19 protein-coding genes are annotated in these 21,955 nt (G+C 53.2%); 6 read left to right on the forward strand and 13 right to left on the reverse strand.

Annotated features, from left to right (window positions below; all coding sequences use genetic code 11):
- Positions 1 to 177: 177 nt before the first annotated feature.
- The gene (cueO, locus tag KHQ09_RS02790; RefSeq protein WP_213596150.1) at positions 178 to 1,881 is read right to left on the reverse strand and encodes a multicopper oxidase CueO; all 1,704 of its coding nucleotides are present in this window, start codon (positions 1,879 to 1,881) and stop codon (positions 178 to 180) included.
- 69 nt (positions 1,882 to 1,950) lie between these two features.
- Positions 1,951 to 2,340, reverse strand: a complete 390-nt coding sequence (locus tag KHQ09_RS02795; protein WP_213596152.1) for a hypothetical protein — start codon at positions 2,338 to 2,340, stop codon at positions 1,951 to 1,953.
- Between the two features lie 336 nt (positions 2,341 to 2,676).
- Here KHQ09_RS02795 and KHQ09_RS02800 point away from each other — a divergent pair, with 336 nt between their 5' ends.
- Positions 2,677 to 4,104, forward strand: a complete 1,428-nt coding sequence (locus tag KHQ09_RS02800) for a cytochrome P450 (protein WP_213596153.1) — start codon at positions 2,677 to 2,679, stop codon at positions 4,102 to 4,104.
- 47 nt (positions 4,105 to 4,151) lie between these two features.
- On the opposite strand, the gene fghA is transcribed toward KHQ09_RS02800, so the two are convergent.
- Genes fghA through KHQ09_RS02825 form a run of 5 tightly spaced genes read right to left on the reverse strand, consistent with a single transcriptional unit; the run spans position 4,152 to position 7,535 of the window.
- Positions 4,152 to 4,982 carry an S-formylglutathione hydrolase gene (gene fghA / locus KHQ09_RS02805; protein ID WP_213596155.1) on the reverse strand — a complete coding sequence of 277 codons (831 nt, stop codon included), beginning with the start codon at positions 4,980 to 4,982 and terminating at the stop codon, positions 4,152 to 4,154.
- A 3-nt stretch (positions 4,983 to 4,985) separates the two neighbouring features.
- Positions 4,986 to 5,648 (reverse strand): DUF1345 domain-containing protein, encoded by a 663-nt coding sequence (locus KHQ09_RS02810; RefSeq protein WP_213596156.1) that lies wholly within the window; start codon positions 5,646 to 5,648, stop codon positions 4,986 to 4,988.
- Complete coding sequence (locus tag KHQ09_RS02815) at positions 5,645 to 6,112, reverse strand: GNAT family N-acetyltransferase (protein ID WP_213596158.1); 468 nt, start codon at positions 6,110 to 6,112, stop codon at positions 5,645 to 5,647. Before KHQ09_RS02815 ends, KHQ09_RS02810 begins: the two co-directional genes overlap by 4 nt.
- A complete protein-coding gene (locus KHQ09_RS02820) occupies positions 6,112 to 7,224 on the reverse strand; it encodes an S-(hydroxymethyl)glutathione dehydrogenase/class III alcohol dehydrogenase (RefSeq protein ID WP_213596160.1) in 1,113 nt (370 codons plus the stop codon). Before KHQ09_RS02820 ends, KHQ09_RS02815 begins: the two co-directional genes overlap by 1 nt.
- A gap of 29 nt (positions 7,225 to 7,253) precedes the next feature.
- Positions 7,254 to 7,535: a metal/formaldehyde-sensitive transcriptional repressor gene (locus KHQ09_RS02825; RefSeq protein ID WP_213596162.1), complete on the reverse strand. Its 282-nt coding sequence runs from the start codon at positions 7,533 to 7,535 to the stop codon at positions 7,254 to 7,256.
- A gap of 150 nt (positions 7,536 to 7,685) precedes the next feature.
- Between KHQ09_RS02825 and hrpB the strand changes: the two genes are divergently transcribed.
- From hrpB to KHQ09_RS02840, 3 genes are all read left to right on the forward strand, one after another.
- Complete coding sequence (hrpB, locus tag KHQ09_RS02830; protein WP_213596164.1) at positions 7,686 to 10,163, forward strand: ATP-dependent helicase HrpB; 2,478 nt, start codon at positions 7,686 to 7,688, stop codon at positions 10,161 to 10,163.
- A 238-nt stretch (positions 10,164 to 10,401) separates the two neighbouring features.
- On the forward strand, positions 10,402 to 11,706 hold the full coding sequence (locus tag KHQ09_RS02835; protein ID WP_213596166.1) for an ActS/PrrB/RegB family redox-sensitive histidine kinase: 1,305 nt from the start codon (positions 10,402 to 10,404) through the stop codon (positions 11,704 to 11,706).
- A 215-nt stretch (positions 11,707 to 11,921) separates the two neighbouring features.
- Complete coding sequence (locus tag KHQ09_RS02840) at positions 11,922 to 12,485, forward strand: ActR/PrrA/RegA family redox response regulator transcription factor (protein ID WP_022710680.1); 564 nt, start codon at positions 11,922 to 11,924, stop codon at positions 12,483 to 12,485.
- Positions 12,486 to 12,517: 32 nt separating this feature from the next.
- Here the strand turns inward: KHQ09_RS02840 and KHQ09_RS02845 are convergent, their stop codons facing one another.
- Positions 12,518 to 13,012, reverse strand: a complete 495-nt coding sequence (locus KHQ09_RS02845; protein ID WP_213596168.1) for an MmcB family DNA repair protein — start codon at positions 13,010 to 13,012, stop codon at positions 12,518 to 12,520.
- A gap of 142 nt (positions 13,013 to 13,154) precedes the next feature.
- Between KHQ09_RS02845 and KHQ09_RS02850 the strand changes: the two genes are divergently transcribed.
- Complete coding sequence (locus KHQ09_RS02850; RefSeq protein ID WP_116086295.1) at positions 13,155 to 13,775, forward strand: L,D-transpeptidase; 621 nt, start codon at positions 13,155 to 13,157, stop codon at positions 13,773 to 13,775.
- Between the two features lie 71 nt (positions 13,776 to 13,846).
- Here the strand turns inward: KHQ09_RS02850 and KHQ09_RS02855 are convergent, their stop codons facing one another.
- Both KHQ09_RS02855 and KHQ09_RS02860 read right to left on the reverse strand, forming a co-directional pair.
- Positions 13,847 to 14,413, reverse strand: coding sequence for a NifU family protein (locus tag KHQ09_RS02855; protein WP_075654080.1), 567 nt, complete (start codon positions 14,411 to 14,413; stop codon positions 13,847 to 13,849).
- A gap of 89 nt (positions 14,414 to 14,502) precedes the next feature.
- Entirely contained in the window at positions 14,503 to 14,994 is a 492-nt protein-coding gene (locus KHQ09_RS02860) for a universal stress protein (protein ID WP_022710684.1), read from the reverse strand.
- Between the two features lie 300 nt (positions 14,995 to 15,294).
- On the opposite strand from KHQ09_RS02860, the gene KHQ09_RS02865 reads away from it, so the two are divergent.
- A complete protein-coding gene (locus KHQ09_RS02865) occupies positions 15,295 to 16,041 on the forward strand; it encodes a class I SAM-dependent methyltransferase (RefSeq protein WP_213596170.1) in 747 nt (248 codons plus the stop codon).
- Between the two features lie 40 nt (positions 16,042 to 16,081).
- Here KHQ09_RS02865 and trpS read toward each other — a convergent pair whose 3' ends face one another.
- The 3 genes from trpS to KHQ09_RS02880 all read right to left on the reverse strand — a co-directional run bounded on the left by trpS (position 16,082) and on the right by KHQ09_RS02880 (position 21,868).
- Positions 16,082 to 17,149, reverse strand: coding sequence for a tryptophan--tRNA ligase (gene trpS / locus KHQ09_RS02870; protein WP_213596172.1), 1,068 nt, complete (start codon positions 17,147 to 17,149; stop codon positions 16,082 to 16,084).
- Between the two features lie 229 nt (positions 17,150 to 17,378).
- A complete protein-coding gene (murJ, locus tag KHQ09_RS02875) occupies positions 17,379 to 18,980 on the reverse strand; it encodes a murein biosynthesis integral membrane protein MurJ (protein WP_213596174.1) in 1,602 nt (533 codons plus the stop codon).
- A gap of 68 nt (positions 18,981 to 19,048) precedes the next feature.
- On the reverse strand, positions 19,049 to 21,868 hold the full coding sequence (locus KHQ09_RS02880) for a [protein-PII] uridylyltransferase (RefSeq protein ID WP_213596176.1): 2,820 nt from the start codon (positions 21,866 to 21,868) through the stop codon (positions 19,049 to 19,051).
- Positions 21,869 to 21,955: the final 87 nt, after the last annotated feature.

Raw genomic sequence — 21,955 nt, forward strand, 5'->3', positions numbered from 1 at the left:
TCAGGCTGAAATGGTCTCTTTAATATAGTCGCTGAGAGCCGATTTACCAAATTTTAGCGCTGAAAAACGGCATAATTACCAGTTTTTATGTAATAAACCGCGCCCGAGGCGAAAGGCCTTGTAAGAGCCTGTCCGCATCGGGCGCGGATATGTTCAATTCTGCTTCAAAAGCGCGGATCAGACAGTTACAAACTGTCCCATCATGCCGACATCTTCATGCTCCAGCACATGGCAATGGAACATGAACGGATGTGAGCGTTTGCCCTCTGCTTTGAAGTGAACCAGCAATTCGGCTTCCCCGTCGACCAGCACGGTGTCTTTCCATCCGGCCTGATAATCCGGTGCTGCCTGACCATTTTTGGAAAGGACACGGAAATTGGCACCGTGAATATGGAACGGGTGTCCCATTTCAACAGATTTCAGCTTCCAGATTTCCATGGAGCCGAGCTTGGCTTCCACATCCACGCGGCTCATGTCGAAAGGCTTATCCGCAATCGACATGGTGATGCCGGAGGTGGCAGCCGTCAGCGACGGTCCCATCTGGTCAGCTGAACGGGCAGAGTGTTCACCGTGATCCATTGCACCGGACATCATTTCCTGCATTTTTGACGGTTGCGGCATTTGCATCTGCCCCATCTGGCTGTGATCCATTTTGCTATGGTCCATCTGTCCCATTTGACCCATCGGGGAACTTTCGCCGCCCATCATTTTTTTGCGCATCATCGCCATGTTACCGACCATGTTTTCATCAAAGACGAAAGAACGGGTTTTGACGGACTTGGCCGGATCGGCAGCAGCCGGCTCTTCCAATGCGGAAACAAGTTTCATCACATCGGCTTTCAGACCATCGCTCACCTCAAAACGCATCAGATGCTCAAGGCTTTGTGCATCACCCAGTTTCGGTGTTCTGCCGGAGCCGTCATCAGGTAGGCTGATCAAGTCGGCAGCCATACCATTGGAGAAATCGACCAGCACTTCATAGCGCTCACCCGGTGCAATGGTCAGAATATCCACCGCTGCCGGTTTGGCGAGGAAGCCGCCATCGGACGCAATCGCGTGCATCATCCGGCCATCGCTGAAATGGAAGTGATAATTGCGCGAATTGGAGGCATTGAGCAGGCGAAGGCGCACAATGCTTTGCGGCACTGTGGCAACAGGGGCAATAGCACCGTTGACGGTGAGATATTGGCCACGGAAACCATGCATCAGATCCATGAAATCCGGTGCGTAAACATTGTCACCGTCAATCACGCGGCGATCCTGAAATACCAGAAACAGGTCGTCGGTGCCGAATGTATCCGGCAGGCCGCGTTCACGATCACCACCATCGCTGACATGCAACATACCGGCCGCACCCATATGTGCCTGACGGGCGGTTTCCATATGTGTATGCGGGTGAAACCAGTTGAACGATGCCGGTTGATTGATGTCAAATTCCGGCTGCCATATAGCGCCCGCATTAATCACATTATGCGGCCCGCCATCCATATCAGACGGGATCATCAGCCCGTGCCAATGCAGAGTGGTGACTTCATCCATAGCATTTTCAATAGCGAAGCGCACATGGGATTTGTTTTGCAGGCGCAGAACAGGACCGAAATAATTGCCGTTAATACCGGCGGAAGCGGCACTGCTGCCAGCCTGAAAACTGTGGCGGCCTTTAGCGATCTTCAGCTTGACCAAACCGCTATTATCCGGCTGCAAAAGAGCGGGATGGGGCAGTTTCACACCTGCTGGAGCAGCGGATGCGGCAGGCGCCATTTTGTGCATATCATGGGCGCCCTGTGCGTTTGCGCGATTGAGATGCAGTGCTGGCAGGGCAATAGCAGACAGGCCACCAAGGCCGAACAGCATGGTCTGACGACGATTAAGTGTTTTCATCGGAATACTCCGTTTATGTCAGAAAATATTATCACCTGCGCCGAAGGTCAGCGCGGTGCATTGTAATTTTCAGGCACAAACAGAGATCGGAGGGCGATCGGAAAGGGCAGGCGGCAGTCCGTGCAAGACCTGCATATAGGGCGCGCTTAGTGCGCGCGGAAAGGCATCAATTTGTGCCATAACCGGTGCTACAGGAACAGGCATAACACAGCCGCTGACTGCACAGGCCATGCCCTTGGTGCTGTGATGCTGGCCGGTTTCCGGCGCTTTATTGTGCTGCCCGTGATCCGTTGTTTCATGCGCCGGCGCAACATGTGTAATTTCGGCTGCAAGCGGCATAACAGGTGTGTAAGCCTGTGCAGACATCTGAAAGGCACAAAACTGCAGCATCATGAACGCAAGCAGAAACAGCATAAGCCGGTATGGCAGGCTGATAATGCTGTTGATTGCGGATGACACGGAAGCGGGCTTTCATATTTCTCTGGAGTTAACAGCACATATAGGCAGGCGGGACAGCCTTGACCAGTGCGCGTTCCAAGTTTCATGTCAGATAATTACGGCAAAATTTGCAGGATCGCTGTTTTGCCTTATTGTCTTTCCTATATCTGTTTGAGGTAGCCGCTGTTTCCGGTGCTGCCAGAGCCTTTACAGCGCATTCAACTTGCTGTGTACGCTCTGGATTCTTGAGTGACGCATGCTTGCGGACGTTGAATGAAGACATTTAACTGCGGCATGCGTTTGGGGGCACAAGGCTGATACCAGAACAGCATGATGAAACATTTTCAGGATGGCATCATGACTGAATTGCTAGGATCTTCACTTTCAAATGCCGGTGCAATTCCGGCAAAGCAGCCTTTTGTGCCACCGGCACCGGTTCCGCGAAAAGATCCGGTCGGGCGGCTGGAGCTGATGCGGATTGTCTATCGTAACCCGTTAGAGCTTTGGGGCGAGCCTTCCTATAATGAGCCGTGGGTTGAGGTGAACTGGCTCGGTATGCATACGATTATCGCCAATGATCCGGCGCTGATCCGTCATGTTCTGGTGGAAAATCCGCAAAATTATCCGATGGGTACCATCCGTCAGCGCGTATTGCGCCCGATCCTGCGCGACGGGTTGCTGACCGCCGAAGGCTCCACATGGCGGCGTTCACGCAAGGCTATGGCGCCGGTGTTCACGCCGCGTCATATTCACGGCTTCGCCGATGCCATGCTGAAAAGTGCGCAGACTTTCACCAACCGCTATCGCATATCCGGCACGGTGACAGATGTGTCGCGGGATATGACATTGCTGACCTATGATATTCTGGCTGAGACATTATTTTCCGGCGAGATTGCCGGTGATCCGAAGGAATTTGCCCGCCAGACAGACCGGTTGTTCGAGACGATGGGACGGGTCGATCCGTTTGATCTGCTCGGTGCGCCGGACTGGTTGCCCCGCCTGACACAATTGCGCGGCCGCCGTTCATTAGGCTTTTTCCGTTCCATTGTGGCGGAGACAATTCAGCTGCGCAAAGAGCGGATGGATCGCGGTGAAGCCGTGCCGAGTGATTTCCTGACACTGTTATTGCAGACGGAAACTTCCGCTGAAAAACCGGATGGCCTGTCGCGGGATGAGATTGAGGATAATCTGATTACCTTTATCGGTGCAGGGCATGAAACAACTGCACGGGCACTGGGCTGGACGCTCTATTTACTGGCGCAAGCCCCATCAGAGCGCGCTGTCGTGGAAGCGGAAATTGATGCATTCATGAATGGTGAAGGCAAAGATTTGCCCCCACATCAATGGCTGGAAAAACTACCGCTGACCCGTGCCGCTTTTGAGGAAGCGATGCGGCTTTATCCGCCTGCACCTTCGATCAACCGTGAGGCGCTTGCGGATGATCAGTTCGGTGATCTGAAAATTCCGGCAGGCACAGCGGTGATCGTGATGCCGTGGACAATTCACCGGCACCGGAAATATTGGGATAATCCGGAGGCATTTATTCCGGCGCGGTTCCATCCGCAAAACCGCGATAAGATCGACCGTTTTCAGTATCTGCCATTTGGTGCGGGCCCGCGCGTCTGTATTGGTGGCAGTTTTGCGATGCAGGAGGCGGTGATTGCTCTGGCGGTTCTGTTGTCAAAACATCGTTTTGATATGGTGGGCGATGCACAACCGTGGCCGGTGCAAAAACTGACCACCCAACCGAAAAACGGCTTGCTGATGAAGGTGACGCCGCGCTGAGTTACAGCGCGGCATATAATTCCGGATTTGGCGTCAAAACCGGAATATCACAGGCGGGCTGCGTGCCAGCGTAAGTGCTCATCCATAAAGGTCGAGATGAAATAATAGGAATGGTCATAGCCTTCCCGCATATTCAATGTGAGCGGGATGGCCGCCTTGGCACAGGATTCCTGTAGCAGCCACGGGCGCAGACCATCATCCAGAAAACTATCCGCTGTGCCCTGATCGACTAACAGGCTTTCAATCCGGTGACCGTCTTCAATCAGCGATGTTGTATCATAAGCGCGCCATGCACTCTGATCGTGCCCGAGATATTTCTCAAAGGCAGGCTTTGACCATCCGGCCGTGGAAGGTTGGGCAATCGGTGCAAAAGCTGAGACAGATTTAAAACGTTCAGGATTTTTCAGCGCAATGGTGATTGCCCCATGACCGCCCATGGAGTGGCCGGTAATTGCCTGACGGGACATATCCAGCGGAAACTCCTGAGCCACCAGTTCTGTCAGTTCTTCCGTAATATAACTGTACATCTGATAGTTTTTAGCAAAAGGCGCTTCTGTAGCATCGAGATAGAAGCCTGCGCCTTTACCGAACTGCCAGTTATCCGGCTCATCCGGCACATCATCACCGCGCGGGCTGGTATCAGGACAGAGAATAGCAATGCCAAGTTCGGCGGCAAGGCGGCGATATTCGCCTTTATCCATCACATTCTGATGTGTGCAGGTCAGGCCGGAGAGATACCAGAGAACAGGCACGGGGCCGTGCTCTGCCTGCGGCGGCAGAAACAAAGCAAAAGTCATATCACACTGGCAGGCCTCACTTTTATGGCGATAGACGCCCTGATTGCCGCCGAAGGCTTTTGCCTTTGAAATGATTTCCATGAACTAACTCCCCAGAGCCACAGCAACATTGACGGCTGCGGCAACAAGTACGGTATTGAAGAAAAAGGAGACGATACTGTGCAGCAGAGTGACCTTGCGCATGGCCGGTGTCGTGACGCTGGTATCGGAGGTTTGTGCGGTCATGCCTATCACATAAGCAAAATAGACAAAGTCATAACCGGAGGGCTCCGGCGTATTCGGAAATTCAAAGCCGCCTTTATGGTTGCGTCCTGAGCTTCCGTTTTTGGGCGTGGTCTGATCAGGTTCCCAGTACAGATGCGCATAATGCAGGGCTGTCATCATATGAATTGTAAACCAGCCAAGCGGCACTGCGGCCAGTGTCGCAGCAAATGTGAACTGATCATGCTGTTGTTGCTGCTGATTTATCAGGATGAACAGCGAGGTGATGGAAGAAACCACAGTCGCAAAAGTGACGAGAAAAATAATCCAGACCGGCTCGTCAGTGCTTGCAGCATGTTTCTTCAAATAAGCTGCACTTAAATGCGGCAATGCCCTGAAAGTCATCAGCAGATAGAGAATGAAGAAACAATTGACCGCAATCACCGGCGCCGGTGAAAGGGAGAAAATCCGGCAGATCAGAAAGACTGCCGCGCCGCATGCCGCTGCAATATAGAAGGACATATGACGGCGCAGCAGAAAATTCATACAGAGGCTCCGTTTGCCGGTTCCAGACGCATGTCGATATGCGGAATGCCGTCTTCCAGATATTCTTCGGAAATGGCGACAAAACCAAAAGAACCGTAGAATTTCTGCAAATGGCTTTGTCCGCCAAGCTCAATTGGCTGGTCAGGAAAGCGTGCTTGCGCAAAATCAACAGCTTCCTGCATCAGGCGCTGGCCGAGTTTGTAGCCCCGATAGTTTGGCGCTACCACAACACGGCCGATTTTTACTGCTTCATTCTCTTCCGGTGGCAGAACCCGCAGCGTTGCTGCGAGCTCCTCCCCATCAAGAATGCGCAAGTGAAACGCACCGATATCCTTGCCGTCGATTTCCGCAAAGGCGCAATTTTGCTCGACGATAAAGACCTCCATACGCAGCTTAAGCATTGCATAGAGTGCGCGTGGTGTCAGATCGTCGAGCTCGTTCCAGCGGAAAATAAACTGTGTCATCAGAATGTGATGACCGAACGGATCGATTTGCCTTCATGCATCAGATCAAACGCAGTGTTGATCTCATCAAGTGGCATTTTATGGGTGATCAGATCATCAATATTGATCTTGCCTTCCATGTACCAGTCAACGATTTTCGGCACATCGGTACGACCACGCGCGCCGCCGAATGCGGTACCTTTCCAGACACGGCCGGTGACCAGCTGGAACGGACGGGTGGCGATTTCCTTGCCTGCTTCAGCCACGCCGATGATGATGCTTTCACCCCAGCCGCGATGGCAGCATTCCAGTGCCTGACGCATCACATCGGTATTGCCGGTTGCGTCGAAGGAATAATCGGCACCGCCGTCGGTCAGATCCTGAATGGCCTGCACCACCTTGTCATTGCCGATTTCACGCGGATTGATGAAGTCGGTCATGCCGAATTTCTTCGCCATTTCCACTTTGGCCGGATTGATATCAACGCCGATGATCTTATCGGCGCCAACCATACGGGCACCCTGAATAACATTGAGACCAATACCGCCGAGGCCGAATACCACAACATTGGAGCCCGGACGCACTTTGGCGGTATAAATCACAGCGCCGATGCCGGTTGTTACGCCACAGCCGATATAGCAGATCTTATCGAACGGTGCGTCTTCACGCACTTTTGCCAGCGCGATTTCCGGCAGAACGGTGAAGTTCGAGAAGGTCGAGCAGCCCATATAATGGAAGATTTCGCCGCCGTCGCAGGAGAAGCGCGAGGTACGATCCGGCATGAGCCCCTGACCCTGCGTGGCGCGGATCGAGGTGCAGAGATTGGAACGCTGCGACAGGCAGGTTTTGCACGAGCGGCATTCCGGTGTGTAAAGCGGGATCACATGGTCGCCCGGACGCAGTGTGGTGACACCTGCACCGACTTCGCGCACAATGCCTGCGCCTTCATGGCCGAGAATGGCCGGAAATTTGCCTTCGGAATCAAGGCCGGACAGCGTATAGGCATCGGTATGGCACACGCCGGTTGCCATAATTTCCACCAGAACTTCACCGGCTTTCGGACCACCGATTTCGATTGTTTCAATAGTGAGTGGCTTATTGGCCTCCCAGGCAACGGCTGCGCGCGATTTCATGGCTTTGTTCCTCTTAAATCAGTGGTCTTTTATTTCAGATAAGAGCGGATAATCCGCATAAGCTGGTCGATTTCTGTATCCATTTCAGCCGGAGATAGAGCTTTCTGCGGCTGTTGGAAGGTCTCTTTTAAATGGCTTTCCAGAACTTCTGCCATCAGGCCGGTAGCGGCACCGCGCATGGCGGCAAGCTGCTGTAAAAGCGCGCCGCATTCTGTGCCTTCCTCAACCGCGCGCTCAAGCGCTTCCACCTGACCTTTGATGCGGCGCAGGCGTGTCATGACGCGTTTCTTGGCTTCCGGTGAGTGGGGCATAGTTTTCTACCGATGAATATGGTGATGAAAATATATACTATGGGGGAGTATGTCAATTGATGTGCCATATCTGCTCCTCAAGAATAGTAAAGCATAACGCGGCTGTTTATAATTCGCAGCAATCAGAATCATTTATCAGGTGCGTTGTCTTTGCCTCAGCAGTCCGTTTCATCCCTTCCGCTTTTGCCTGTCCGTGAGGCGCTGCCGCAATTGGATCATGCCTTGCAGGCTGGCGGCTCTGCCGTTCTGGTTGCGCCGCCCGGTGCGGGTAAGACGACTTTGGTGCCACTGCATCTTTTACAGGCAGACTGGCGCAATGGTGGGCGGATTATTGTGCTGGAACCGCGCAGGCTGGCGGCGCGCGCTGCGGCCACACAAATGGCACGCCTGCTCGGCGAAGAGGTTGGCAAAACGGTCGGCTACCGGATGCGCCTCGACAGCCGTTTTAATGCGCAGACGCAAATTCTGGTGGTGACGGAAGGCGTGTTCGCCCGCATGATCCTTGATGATCCGGAATTATCCGGTATCTGCGCGGTGCTGTTTGACGAGTTTCATGAGCGCAGTCTGGATGCTGATTTCGGACTGGCGCTGGCGCTGGATGTGCAGGGAGCCTTGCGCCCCGATCTCAAAATTCTGGTGATGTCGGCAACGCTTGACGGTGCGCGGGTGGCGGAACTGCTCGATAATGCGCTGGTAGTGGAGAGTGAAGGCCGCAGTTTTCCTGTAGAAATCCGCTATCAGGAACGCAAAGCCGATGAGCGGATTGAAGATGCTATGGCGCGGACAATTCGTGCCGTTCTGGCTGATGAACAGGGCAGTTTGCTGTGTTTTCTGCCCGGTCAGGGTGAGATTGAGCGTACAGTTCGTGCCCTTGAAGGGCGGGTTGGTGAGCATGTGATGCTCTGCCCGCTCTACGGAGCGATGGACGGGCGCGATCAGGATGCGGCGATCAAACCGGCACCGGAAGGCAAACGCAAAGTAGTGCTGGCGACCTCGATTGCCGAAACCTCAATCACCATTGACGGTGTGCGGGTGGTGATCGACAGCGGTCTGTCGCGTCAGCCGCGTTTTGAACCGGCGACCGGTCTGACGCGGCTGGAAACCGTGCGCGCATCACAGGCGGCGATTACGCAACGTGCAGGGCGTGCGGGGCGAACCCAATCCGGCATTGCGATCCGGCTCTGGCATGAGGGGCAAACATCATCGCTGCCACGTTTTACCACGCCGGAAATTCTGGAAGCTGACCTGTCGTCGCTGCTGCTCGATTGTGCGGCATGGGGTGTGCAAAATGTCAGCGACTTGCGTTTGCTCGATCAACCCTCAGCGGCCAGTCTGAAAGAAGCGGCGACCTTGCTGAAACGGCTTGGCGCACTGGATGCAGACGGGCGGCTGACGGCTTCCGGTGAACAGATCAGAAAGCTGGCTTTGCCGGCGCGGCTTGCGCATATGGTAGCCGAGGCTGCCAATCGCGGTGAAGCCTTGCAGGCGGCAGAGCTTGCCGTGCTGATGACCGAGCGCGGCCTTGGCGGTAATGATGTTGATCTCGATGCGCGGCTTTCCCGTTTTCGTCGGGATCGCGGTGATCGTGCGCAAAAGGCACGCGGACTGGCACGCTCGCTGATTAAAGATTTGCCGGTAGCCAATGCGCAAAATAAAGAAGAAGTTCATGCGGGTCGTCTGCTGCTGGATGCTTATCCGGATCGCGTGGCCAAAGCGCGTGGCAATGGCGGGCAGTTTATTCTGGCCAATGGCCGTGGCGGCGAGCTGGATGCCAGTCAGCATTTGTCCCGAGCATCGTGGCTGGTGGTTGCTGATCTGACCGGACGGGCAGGGGCGCAGCGCATTCTCTCAGCCGCTGAGGTGAGTGAAGAGGATATCCGCAAGAGCTTGGTGAGCCAGATCGAAGGCGGCCAGCAGGTTATCTATGACCCTGAACGCAAAGCCTTGCGTGCCCGTGAGGCAGTGCGGTTGGGCGCAATAACTCTGTCAGAGAAAAATCTGGCAGCGCCATCGGGTGAAGCCGCTGACTTGGGTGTTATTCAGGCTGTGCGCCAATATGGTTTGGATATTCTGCCTTGGGACAAGTCTTCTTTAACGCTGCGCCGTCGCCTTGGCTGGCTTTATCGCGGGCTAGGTGAGTCATGGCCGTCGATGGATGATGAGCATCTACTGGCGACACTGGAAGACTGGTTGCTGCCGTTCCTGACCGGCGAGGCGCGGCTCGATAAAATCAGTCAAACTGCTTTGATGAATGGCCTGCGCTCTCTCGTGCCGTTTGATCTGCAACGGCAGATTGATACTTTGGCACCAACACATTTTACTGTGCCGACCGGCTCCAATATCGCAATTAATTATGAGGGCGATGAACCGGTAATCGCCGTGCGGGTGCAGGAGCTGTTCGGCCTGACGACGCATCCTTCCATTGCCCGCGATACGGTGCCGCTGTTGCTGGAGCTACTATCTCCGGCGCATAGACCGATCCAGATCACCCGCGATTTGCCGAATTTCTGGAAAGGCTCATGGGCCGATGTGCGCACCGATATGCGCGGCCGTTATCCGCGCCATGTCTGGCCGGAAAATCCCGCAGAGGCGGATCCCACTCGGCGTGCCAAACCACGCGGGACTTGAATATTTCGGCTCTGGCGGCCTGCAAATGGCACTCTTCTGCGCTTACCTAGGCTCACGTACTATTGTACGCTCCGCTCCGGTTCTCGCAGAGCACCATTTTTGGCTCGCCATAACCAAAATATGGCGGGAGCGTTCGGGGGAAATTAGCCTGCGGCAGGATGGCGCAGATTTGCTTGCGTACATGCCGATTTTGCCGCATAAGGCATTTTATGCGCGATAATTTACGGGGAATGACTGAATGGCAAATGGTGATCTGATAAACCGGGCCTCGTCGCTTTCCCGTCGCTTGCGTCTGACAACATTGGTGCGCGTGCGCTGGTTTGCCATTACCGGCCAGACCGCAGCTGTTTTGTTCGTTTCTCTGTCGCTGAATTTTGTGTTTCCGTTGGGTATCAGCTTCGCGCTGATTGCCGTATCGGCATGGCTGAACCTGTTCTTATCCTTCCGCTATCAGCTCAATCACCGTCTGGATTTGCGCACGGTTCTTTTGGTACTGGCCTTTGATATCCTGCAACTCACCGGCCTGCTTTATCTGACCGGCGGTCTGCAAAATCCGTTTGCCGTGCTGCTGGTCGTACCGGTGATTATTGCATCAACCGCTCTGTCTGTGCGCAGTATTTTGCTGCTCGGCCTGATGGCGATTGCCTGTGCCAGCGTACTGGTGGTGTGGCATCTGCCGCTGCCATGGTATAGCGGTATGACGCTGGAACTGCCGCTGATGTTTGTCATCGGCGTTTGGTGTGCCATTGTTTCGACGCTGATTTTCAGCGGGGTTTATGTTTACCGGATTGCCGAAGAGGCGCGTTTGCTGGGTGATGCTTTGAGCGCCACTGAGTTGGTGCTGCAGCGTGAGCAGCATTTATCGGCGCTTGACGGTCTTGCCGCTGCTGCTGCTCATGAGTTGGGGACACCGTTGGCGACCATCACACTGGTGGTCAAGGAAATGCAGCGTGCTCTGAAAAGTGATGACCGTTATGCCGAGGACATTCAGTTGTTGTCCTCTCAGGCACAGCGCTGTCGCGAAATTCTGCAACGTCTCACCAGCCTGTCTTCGGAAGGCGAAGAGCATATGTCGAAACTGGCATTGTCCTCGCTGATTGAAGAGGTGATCGCGCCGCATCGTAATTTCGGCATTCAGATTGATGTTGAGAAAAAACCTGATCCCAAATCAATGATTGCCGAGCCGGTTGTCCGTCGCAATCCCGGTGTGATTTATGGTCTGGGTAATCTGATCGAGAATGCCGTGGATTTTGCCAAGACCGAGACACAAGTGGTTTGGGGCTGGGATGAAAATTCGGTACGCATCACGATCCGTGATGATGGCAAAGGCTTTTCCGTTGATATGCTCGACAGGATTGGCGAGCCTTATATGTCGCGCCGCAGCGATGAGCGCAATGGCGGCGGATTGGGGCTTGGGCTGTTCATTGCCAAAACACTGTTGGAGCGTTCCGGTGCGCATATCTCCTTTGCCAATCGTCCTGAACCGGGTCAAAGCGGTGCGGAAATTACGATTGTCTGGTCGCGGCAGGCGCTGACAGCATAAATCCGATTCTCCGGAGAAGCGGGGAGGGTGTCTGAGACTGAAAGATTCGTTTTTCAGTGTTTGAAACTGTGGCCTTTATAGGCATATTTTGAGTAAAATCTCTGTGAAATGCTATGAATTTTGTCGTTTTACATGAATAGTTACATTGCATATTTGACTTTTTGACGCAGGCGCAGCAATAAGTAAAAAGACAAAAGACGAGTAAGGAATACCTGATGGATGATATGAGTCAGGATGATCACCTTGCCATCGGCAGTGATCCTTCGCTTCTTCTGGTTGATGACGACAAACCGTTTCTGCAGCGGCTCGCGCGTGCTATGGAAAGCCGTGGTTTTACAGTAACAACAGCTGAATCCGTTGAGGAAGGCATTGCTGCTGTGAAGCTGGCAGCTCCGGCCTATGCCGTTGTTGATATGCGCCTCGGCGACGGTAATGGTCTGGACATTATTGAAGCTATCCGTGCCAAGCGTGAAGATACCCGCGCCATTGTGCTGACCGGTTACGGCAATATTGCCACCGCTGTGAATGCCGTCAAAATCGGTGCGATTGATTATCTTTCCAAGCCTGCGGATGCGGATGAGGTTTTTGCAGCGCTGACCCGCCGTGACGGTGAGAAGATTGCGCCTCCGGAAAACCCGATGTCCGCAGACCGCGTGCGTTGGGAACATATTCAGCGCGTTTATGAAATGTGCGAACGCAATGTTTCTGAAACAGCACGCCGCCTGAATATGCATCGCCGTACTTTGCAGCGTATTCTGGCCAAACGCGCTCCGCGTTAAGCTTTATGTTTATAATTATGCCGGCTGGTCTTTCAGTCGGCATCACTGAGCGGCATCGACACGCCTGCCATTTCTGCAAGTGTCAGCCGGTTTGCGCCGATCCGCGCCAGCTGTAATGTCAGCGCTTTGCGTGTGGCTGGTGCCAGTTTGTGCTCCGGTGCATCGCGCAGAATTTCCCCGCCATAACCGTCCGAGAGTATAAAACCGCAATCTTCCGGAAAGATCTCGCGCGGCACCTGTGCATGGGTGGCAAAAAACAGCCGGTCGCAATAATTGCGGTAATCCGGCCATTTCTGATCGGCTTTCCAGTCCTCGACAGATGATTTGATTTCAATAATCCAGATTTCACCTTTGCGCGTCAGCCCGACCAAATCGGCGCGCCTGCCTGAACGCAGAGAAATTTCAGGCAAAACATAAATATTCAAATCAAGACACAGGCGCTGCACGCCGCGCCGCACCAGCAATGCCAGTTCAGACTGACGGCCGTCACTGAGAGGATGTTGTTGAAAAGGCGAGATAATTGGCATGTGTCTCTGTCAGTATAGGTGTCCGTTTATCTTGGGTAACGGATTTTATAAAAGATAATCATGGTTAATGATTGATTAAGGATCAATGATTAACTTGTTCCCAACAAATGTTGACTGTCATTACGGTTTTCTGAGGGGAAAAATGGTATACAGAAATGCACTCTCCGCCGCGGGTCTTTTTTTGACAATGGCGCTGGCCGGTTGTTCGACAACCTCACCTTTTCAGACCAGTACGGCATCCTATTCCAGTGTTACAGATGCAGCCTATGTGCTGCCGACGGTTCCTGTTCAGAAAATCGCACCGGAATATCGCCGTCAGCAGGTTAAATATGAAACGACAGAAGCGCCCGGTACAATTGTCGTCGATACGCAGAACAAGTTTTTATATCATGTCGAGCCGGATGGTAAGGCGATGCGCTATGGTATCGGTGTTGGTCGTGAGGGCTTTCAGTGGAAAGGCAATGCCAAAGTTGCCATGAAACGTGAATGGCCGACATGGACACCACCGGCACCGATGATCAAGCGCCAGCCGGAACTGGCAAAATATGCCGGTGGCATGAAACCCGGTCTGAACAATCCGCTGGGGGCCCGTGCGCTCTATCTGTATAAAGGCGGACGTGACAGCGGCTATCGTCTCCATGGGACGCCGGAATGGTGGTCTATCGGCAAGAATGTATCTTCCGGCTGCATCCGTCTGATTAATCAGGATATTATGGATTTGTATGACCGTGCCGGTGTCGGTGCCAAGGTTGTTGTGCTGTAATCTGGTATGGCAGAGATAATAAAAAACGCGGCTTTTAAGCCGCGTTTTTTATTGATGATTTTTCTGAAATCTCAGATAGCTTCGACCTGCAGAACTTCCGGAACGAAATGTTTCAGCAGATTCTGAATACCGTGTTTCAGTGTTGCTGTTGAAGACGGGCAGCCGGAGCAGGCGCCTTTCATATGCAGATAAACAACACCATGCTCAAAACCACGGAATGTGATGTCACCACCGTCTTGTGCCACAGCAGGGCGCACGCGGGTTTCGATCAGTTCTTTGATGGTTTCAACGATTTCCGCATCCGCATCGGCGAAGAACTCGCCTTCGGTATGATCGTGACCTTTGGACTGTTCTGACGCCATGACCGGTGCGCCGGACATCATATGTTCCATAATCGTGCCGAGGATGGCCGGTTTGAGATGCTGCCATTCTGCACCGTCTTTGCTGACAGTGATGAAATCATAGCCGAAAAATACGCCGTTTACGCCTGGTACTGCGAAGAGTTTAGCGGCGAGAGGCGAGGTATTGGCGGCGCTGTCCGCATCGCGGAAATCAGCAGTGCCTTCCGGCATAACCACTTTACCCGGCAGGAATTTCAGGGTCGCCGGATTAGGTGTGGCTTCAGTCTGGATGAACATTGAAGTTCTCCCGTGTTAAATGAGGGGCTGTAAAGAAAATACGGCAACCATGACCACAGAGTTGCGTGATTGCTCTTAATATAGGTGTTTCAGGCGACGGCATCAATGTCATCGTCAGAAAGATCTGACGGAATGACTGTGACCGGAACAGGGAAGGATGCGCCACGCCCCGCGATCGACTGTACCAGCGGTCCCGGACCTTCTTTGCCGGAACCGGCAGCCAGTACCAGAATGGCAATATCCTGATCTTCTTCAATCAGGCTGTGAATTTCTTCCGCAGTCTGCCCCTCGCGCACAATCAGTTCAGGCTCAATGCCGTATTGCTCACGCAATTGTGTTGCATATTTATTCAGTGCTGTCTGCGCCCGTTCCAGTGCCTCTGCCCGCATAATATTGCCGACACCAAGGAATTGCTGGAAATCTGACGGGTCGATGACGAACAGCAACACCAATGCGCCGCCGGTATTGCGCACACGGCGTGATGCATAGGCAACCGCACGTCCGCATTCGGGCGTTTCATCAATTGAGACAAGAAATTTACGGCGGTGGCCGGCTTCCCGGCTAAGACGTTTTGAAACCATGCGCGGGAATTTGCCACTCAATAGGCCCGACTGCAAGATGACAATTTTGTGGCGGGGCGAAATTTTACATATTTGCCTTATGAAAATTACGCAATTTTCTGTCCTGAACCTGTGCCGTAAAATCTATGCCCGTCGTTTATATTGTGTTTTCAGGCACTTTGTGTTTGAAAAGACAGGCTATCGTCCTGCATTTCTTGCCGTTTCACATTACTGTGTAACAGAGTGATTTTTTATGTGCGGCAGAGTTGTTGCGGCTTCAGGGCCGGTTTCTGCTTGCTGCGGACAAGGCAAAGTTCAAAAATGACCAAGACTTATGGCAAGCTGGCCTCGCGCGTTTACGAGTTGGATAAACCGGTCGGGCGCTCTTTCGGCGATGTGGAATTCTATCTCGAACGCCTGAAAACCACCACAGGGCCGGTTCTGGAGCCGGCAACGGGCAATGGCCGTATGCTGGTGCCGCTGGCACAGGCGGGGCACAGCGTCAGCGGGTTTGATCTGTCTCCTGAAATGCTTGAGCTGTGCAAAGCAAATTGCGCGCAATATGGTGTAAATGCAGAGCTGAGCCTGCAGGGTTTCACGACATTTCATTATGCGCAAAAATTTGCAGCGATTGTGCTGCCAGCCGGTTCTTTCCAGCTCATGACCGATCCGCTTGATGCGATGAGCTTCCTGCGACGCAGTAAAGAGACGCTGGCTCCAAACGGCAAATTACTGCTGGATATTTCTGTGGTCGGTGATTTCATGGATCACGCACCGCGTGCGCGGCACTGGCAGGATGGCGAAGATTTGCTGACCTTGCAGGAAATGCGCACCGCAACGGATTATGTCAAACAGGTGGTGACATCGCAGCTGCGTTATGAGCTATGGCAAGACACGCAACTGGTGGCAACGGAGATGGAACTATTTTCTTTACGCTGGTGGGGCGTGTTCGAGCTGGAACTGGCACTGCGTGAGGCAGGTTTTACGCAAATCAAAATCTACGGCGATTATCAATCAAGCGATTTTGATACGGGCTCAGTTGGTACTCTGACCTTCGAGGCGCAATAGAAATAAAAAAGGCAGGGAATTCCCTGCCTTTTTTGTATTTTTATTTCTGCAGAAAGCCGACAATGTCGCGGACATTGTGCATGGTTTCTTCAGCAATCACGCTTGCGCGTTCACCACCGTCACGCAGAACGGCATCAATATAGGCCGGATCGGCTACCAGTCGACGCATTTCATGCGTGATTGGAGAAAGCTGCGAAACAGCGAGTTCTGCAAGCGATGCTTTGAACTCAGAGAACTGCTTGCCGCCGAAATCACGCAAGACGGCTGCTTTGTCCGTGTTGGTCAAAGCTGCGAAGATACCGATCAGATTATCCGCTTCCGGACGGCCTTCCAGCCCTTCCACTTCTGAAGGAATAGCATCGGCATCTGTCTTGGCTTTACGGATCTTCTTGGTGATGGTGTCTTCATCATCAATCAGATTGATACGCGACAAGTCGGACGGATCGGATTTCGACATTTTCTTGGTGCCGTCACGCAGCGACATGATACGCATCGCAGGGCCGGAAATCAGCGGCTCTGTGATCGGGAAAAAGCCCGATACAGTTTCATCACCAACAGCCATTTCCACGCCGATACCGAGTGAGGCAATGCGGTCGGAATAGTCATTGTTGAATTTCTGCGCAATGTCACGTGTCAGTTCAAGATGCTGTTTCTGGTCGTCGCCAACTGGCACGGCGGTGGCACGATAGAGCAGAATGTCAGCAGCCATCAGGCTCGGATAGGCCAGCAGACCCAGCGAGGCATTTTCGCGGTCTTTACCGGCTTTGTCCTTGAACTGCGTCATGCGGTTCATCCAGCCGATACGAGCAATACAGTTGAACACCCATGCAAGTTCCGCATGCTGGCGCACGCGGCTCTGATTGAAGACAATGCTCTTCTTCGGATCAAGACCGGCAGCCAGATAGGCGGCGGTGAGTTCACGCGTGGAATTTAAAAGTTCCACAGGATCCGGTAAAATTGTCAGCGCATGCATATCAACGACGCAATAGACGCAATCCTTATCGTCCTGCAAGGCGACCCAGCGTTTGATTGCGCCAAGATAATTGCCGAGGTGAAGATTGCCGGTTGGTTGTGCGCCGGAGAAAATGCGTTCTTTGAAGGTGTTCATTCTTGATAAATCCTGAAGCTGGTGGAGAGCCGGTCGAGCGTGATTATCGTCGAAACGTAAGGTTTGATAATCAGGGATGCTCTGGGGTTGCTTTTAAGGCTGGCATATGTGGTTTGGACGCATGCTGCCAGTCTTGGCTAAAAAGTTTGGATTATAAAAAATATCCGGAAGGCAGGCGTGTAATCCTGTCTTCCGGATGCGTTATTACTGCCAGAGTGCTGAAAAGCAATCAAGCGGAAATATCTGTATTTTCCGGCGTTGTTGCTGCTTTTTTACGGCGGCGCATATTGCCTTTCAGGGCGGAGAGGCTGGCACCGCCAATGGCAAAAACCGTCGCAAAATAAACAATCATGCTGCCGATCACGAGCAGGCCGAGCGTTGTTGCCTGCACCAGTAGTCCTGCCTGCCTGCTCAAATAGGTTTCAAAATATTGAGTGGCAAAATACAGAGCTGCGGCCATGATCGCTGCTGCGATAATCAGGCGCGGAATACGGCGGATGAGACCGGCATCATAATCCCAATGTTTGCGCCAGATCAGCACGGACAGCAGCAGAACGGCATTGACCCAACCGGCGGTGATTTCCGCCGTGGCAATGCCGGTTGGGCCGAGACGCGGGAACAGGATCAGCGCCAGTGTCACATTCACCACCACCGAAATACCGGCAAAGATCATCGGTGTGCGGGTATCCTCACGGGCGAAGAAACCCGGAATAAAGGCTTTAATCAGCACAAAGGCTGGCAGGCCGAGACCGTACACTGCGAGAATTTGTGAAACAATCAGCGTGGATTCCGGGCCGAACTGCCCGCGTTCAAACAACAGGCGCACCAGTGGTTCGGAGAAAACCAGCAGGGCTGCCGCCGCAGGCAATGTCAGGAACAGAGTGAATTCGACAGAACGGTTCTGCAGATTTCCGGCTTCCTGCATATGGCCGCCGCGCAAGGCACGCGACAATTCCGGCAGCAGAACGGTGGCAACAGCAATACCAACCACGCCGAGCGGCAACTGATAAAACCTGTCAGCATAAACGAGAGAGGATACGGCACCGGCTGAGCCGGATGCAATATTGGTATTAATCAGCAGATTGATTTGCGTGATGCCGCCGGTAATCGCGGCAGGCAGTGCCAGTACCAGCAGGCGGCGTACATTGGGGGTCAGTTTCGGGCGGCGAAAGCCGATTTTGATGCCGGCACGGCGTACTGCAAACCAGACAATGGCGAGCTGTACAACACCTGCCGCCATCACACCCCAGGACAGGGCATAACCGATTTGCAGCGGGTCGTAATTCTGCGCCCATGCCAGCAGCAGCGCGCCGATCAGAATGAAATTCAGGAAAACCGGCGCAATGGCTGCCGCGAAATATTTATGCAGGCTGTTGAGCATACCGCCCATCATCGCTGCCAGCGACATACAGGCGAGATAGGGGAACATGATCATCGCCAGATTGACCGTATTCTCAAACTTCACCGGATCACTGGTGAAGCCCGGTGCAATAACTGTACTGACCAGAAACGGCATGGAAAGCTCCATGGCAATGGTCAGTCCGAGAAGAATGGTGAACAGCACACCGAAGACTTCTTCAGAAAAGCGCTTGGCACCATCCATACCATTTTGCTCGATCTCTTTGGCAAAGAGCGGCACGAAAGCGGCGTTGAATGCACCCTCAGCAAACAGTCGCCGGAAAGTATTCGGGAAGCGGAAAGCGGTGTTGAAAGCATCCGCAACAGGGCCGGTTCCGAGAAACGCTGCCATCAGCATTTCACGGGTAAAGCCGAAGATTCTGCTCATCAGCGTGCCGGAAGCAACAGTTGCGAATTTTTTCAGCAGGCTCATGAATTCATCTCGTGAATAGGGAAGGACAGGCAGGCAGTGCGGCAGGCTTTAAAAAGACGCAAGCCGGATTAACCTGCCGTTTCGCGCAATTTTTTCGGATCGCCGTTTTTGTTATCTGGTGCTCTGCTATCACTCCCGCTCTTGTCAAACAAGCTGAGGAGGCGTTTCTGGATATTGGCCTGCTTGGTCGTACCGGTGATTTTTTGCCCGTCGAGACCGGTGACATAGAAAGTATCAATCACTTTCTCACCGAATGTCGTGATATGCGCCGAGGCAATATTGAGCGAAAGATCGGAAATCGCATTGGTAATTTCCGACAACAGACCGGTACGATCCAGCCCTTTGACCTCAATCACTGTGAATTTTTCCGAGAGCGTATTATTGATATGCACCCGCGGCGTGACATGAAAAGCACGGGCAGAGCGTCGCGCCTTTGTCTTGCGTGCCAGAACCTCCGGCAGATAGGTGGTGCCGGTCAGCACATCTTCAATCAGTTGACCAACACGCGCAGCACGGCGCATTTCATCATCATTGGTATCGAATTCACGGCTGATGAGAATGGTATCGAGCGCCCGCCCGTCCGTGGTGGTGAAAATCTGTGCATCAACAATATTGGCACCTGCCGCTGCACAAGCACCGGCAATGATTGACAACAGACGCGGGTGATCGGGAGACAGAATTGTCAGTTCGGTCACCGCTTCAAATTCATGCGGGCGTGCCAGAATGTTGAGGATTTTGCCTGCTTCATCGCTGGCACGGATGAAATCCGCATGACGTTTCTGGTCTTCCTGCGGCACGGTCAGCATATAATTATCATAATGCAGTGCCAGAACAGCTTTCCGCTTGTCCTCCGGCCAGTCGCCAAGCTGCTCGGCCAGCTGGCAGCGTGCCTGATTGCTGCGTTCAGTCTGGCTCACTTCCGAGAAACCGCCGGTCAGCAGTAATTCTGTTTCATGATAGAGTGTGCGCAGCAACTGGCCTTTCCAGCCGTTCCAGACGCCGGGGCCGACAGCTTTAATATCGCAGATTGTTACCAGCAGCAGTAGTTTCAGCCGCTCGGTGGTCTGCACAATGGCGGCAAAATCGGCAATGGTTTTGCGGTCGTTGAGGTCACGTGATTGCGCAACCTTGCTCATAGTCAGATGTTCCTGCACCAGCCATGCCACCAATTCTGTCTCTGACGGATTAAGCCCGAAACGCGGACATAATTTGCGGGCGATTTTCGCTCCGGCGGTGGAGTGATCCTCCGGCCTGCCTTTGGCAATATCGTGCAGCAGCAAGGTCACATAGAGCAGATGACGATCATTTTTCAGTGTCGGCAACAGGCTGTGGGCGAGCGGATGCTCGTTTTTCAGCGTCTCATGTTCAATCTCGGACATAATGGCGATGCAGCGCAGCAGATGCTCATCGACGGTATAATGATGATACATATTGAACTGCATCATCGCGACGATCTTGCCAAAATCAGGAATGAACTGCCCCAGCACGCCGGATTCATTCATGCGGCGCAAGGTACGTTCCGGTGTGCGCGGCGAGGCGACAATTTCCAGAAATAACCGGTTGGCTTCCTTGTCATTGCGCACATCGCTTTTGATCAGTTTCAGCGAGCGGCTGACGCGCTGAATAACATGCGGGTGATATTGCAACCCGTGTTTATCGGCGAGATAGAACAGCCGGATCAGATTAACCGGATCACGCTGAAACACCTCATCATCAGCAATATTGATGCGGTTATGGTCGAGAATGAAGTCCGTGCTGCCGGCAATTTTGCGTTTTTTGCGGGTCAGTGTGGAATAGATCTGGCCGGTGCCCGGTGTTTCTTTGAACTGCTCTTCTTCCAGTGCGGCACTGATGATGCGGGTCAGATCACCGACATCTTTGGCGACCAGAAAATAATGCTTCATGAAGCGTTCAACACCGGTCTGCCCCGGATGATCGGTATAGCCGAGGCGGGTGGCAATCTCACGCTGAATGTCGAAGGACAGGCGCTCTTCCGCCTTGCCATAAAGAAAATGCATATGGCAGCGCACAGCCCAGAGAAAATCATCGGCCTTGCTGAACAGCTTTGCTTCGCTGCGGGAGAAAACACCGCGTTTAATCAGCTCTTCTGTGGAATGAACGCGGTAAATATATTTGGCAATCCAGAACAGGGTTTGCAGGTCGCGCTGCCCGCCTTTGCTCTCCTTAACATTCGGTTCCACCAGATAGCGCGTTGAACCCGCTTTCTTGTGGCGGATATCGCGCTCAATCAGCTTGGCCTGCACAAATTCCGCACCGCTGTCGGCAACGATCTCCTGATCGAAACGGGTGGTGAGTTCGTCAAAAAGTTCTTGGCTGCCGGTGAGAAAACGCGCCTCCAGTAATGAGGTGCGGATGGTCATATCTTCGCGCGACAGGCGGATGGCATCATCAATATTGCGCGTGGAATGCCCGACTTTCAGCCCCATATCCCAGAGCATATAGAGCATATATTCCACAACCTGCTCGCCCCATGGCGTTTGCTTATAGGGCAGCAGAAACAGCAGGTCGATATCAGAACCCGGTGCCAGACCGCCGCGTCCGTAACCGCCGACAGCGACAATGGCGAGGCTTTCCGCTTTGGACGGGTTCACCGCCGGATAAATATGCTCAACGGTAAAATCATAAAGTGCGGCAATGATCTGGTCCATTAAGCCGCTGATGCGTCTGGCACAGGCAATACCGCCGCCGTCTTCCAGCAACATGGTCTCGGCACGGGCTTTACCGTCTTTCCATGTGGTTTTTAGTGTTTTCAGAACCTGATTGCGCATCTGGTCTTTGCTTGCATCTGCGTTGACGATCTCTGTGAGCGCGGCAGCAAGCGCCTGCCTGTCAATGATGCGGTCAAGATGAAGATCGGACAAGCGCATGGATCATGGTTCCGTAGTAGCAAAGTTACGATGCAGAAAACTGAGCATGGATTAAAGCTGAACGCAACGGTAAGTCTGCATTGTGCT

Source organism: Pseudochrobactrum algeriensis (assembly GCF_018436245.1).
Taxonomy (GTDB): domain Bacteria; phylum Pseudomonadota; class Alphaproteobacteria; order Rhizobiales; family Rhizobiaceae; genus Pseudochrobactrum; species Pseudochrobactrum saccharolyticum.

Bases quoted from the DNA above. Each gene is read 5' to 3' on its own strand.
- cueO (WP_213596150.1), bottom strand. From the start codon at position 1,881: ATGAAAACACTTAATCGTCGTCAGACCATGCTGTTCGGCCTTGGTGGC.
- KHQ09_RS02800 (WP_213596153.1), top strand. From the start codon at position 2,677: ATGACTGAATTGCTAGGATCTTCACTTTCAAATGCCGGTGCAATTCCG.
- fghA (WP_213596155.1), bottom strand. From the start codon at position 4,982: ATGGAAATCATTTCAAAGGCAAAAGCCTTCGGCGGCAATCAGGGCGTC.
- KHQ09_RS02810 (WP_213596156.1), bottom strand. From the start codon at position 5,648: ATGAATTTTCTGCTGCGCCGTCATATGTCCTTCTATATTGCAGCGGCA.
- KHQ09_RS02815 (WP_213596158.1), bottom strand. From the start codon at position 6,112: ATGACACAGTTTATTTTCCGCTGGAACGAGCTCGACGATCTGACACCA.
- KHQ09_RS02820 (WP_213596160.1), bottom strand. From the start codon at position 7,224: ATGAAATCGCGCGCAGCCGTTGCCTGGGAGGCCAATAAGCCACTCACT.
- KHQ09_RS02825 (WP_213596162.1), bottom strand. From the start codon at position 7,535: ATGCCCCACTCACCGGAAGCCAAGAAACGCGTCATGACACGCCTGCGC.
- KHQ09_RS02835 (WP_213596166.1), top strand. From the start codon at position 10,402: ATGGCAAATGGTGATCTGATAAACCGGGCCTCGTCGCTTTCCCGTCGC.
- KHQ09_RS02840 (WP_022710680.1), top strand. From the start codon at position 11,922: ATGGATGATATGAGTCAGGATGATCACCTTGCCATCGGCAGTGATCCT.
- KHQ09_RS02845 (WP_213596168.1), bottom strand. From the start codon at position 13,012: ATGCCAATTATCTCGCCTTTTCAACAACATCCTCTCAGTGACGGCCGT.
- KHQ09_RS02850 (WP_116086295.1), top strand. From the start codon at position 13,155: ATGGTATACAGAAATGCACTCTCCGCCGCGGGTCTTTTTTTGACAATG.
- KHQ09_RS02855 (WP_075654080.1), bottom strand. From the start codon at position 14,413: ATGTTCATCCAGACTGAAGCCACACCTAATCCGGCGACCCTGAAATTC.
- KHQ09_RS02860 (WP_022710684.1), bottom strand. From the start codon at position 14,994: ATGGTTTCAAAACGTCTTAGCCGGGAAGCCGGCCACCGCCGTAAATTT.
- KHQ09_RS02865 (WP_213596170.1), top strand. From the start codon at position 15,295: ATGACCAAGACTTATGGCAAGCTGGCCTCGCGCGTTTACGAGTTGGAT.
- trpS (WP_213596172.1), bottom strand. From the start codon at position 17,149: ATGAACACCTTCAAAGAACGCATTTTCTCCGGCGCACAACCAACCGGC.
- murJ (WP_213596174.1), bottom strand. From the start codon at position 18,980: ATGAGCCTGCTGAAAAAATTCGCAACTGTTGCTTCCGGCACGCTGATG.
- KHQ09_RS02880 (WP_213596176.1), bottom strand. From the start codon at position 21,868: ATGCGCTTGTCCGATCTTCATCTTGACCGCATCATTGACAGGCAGGCG.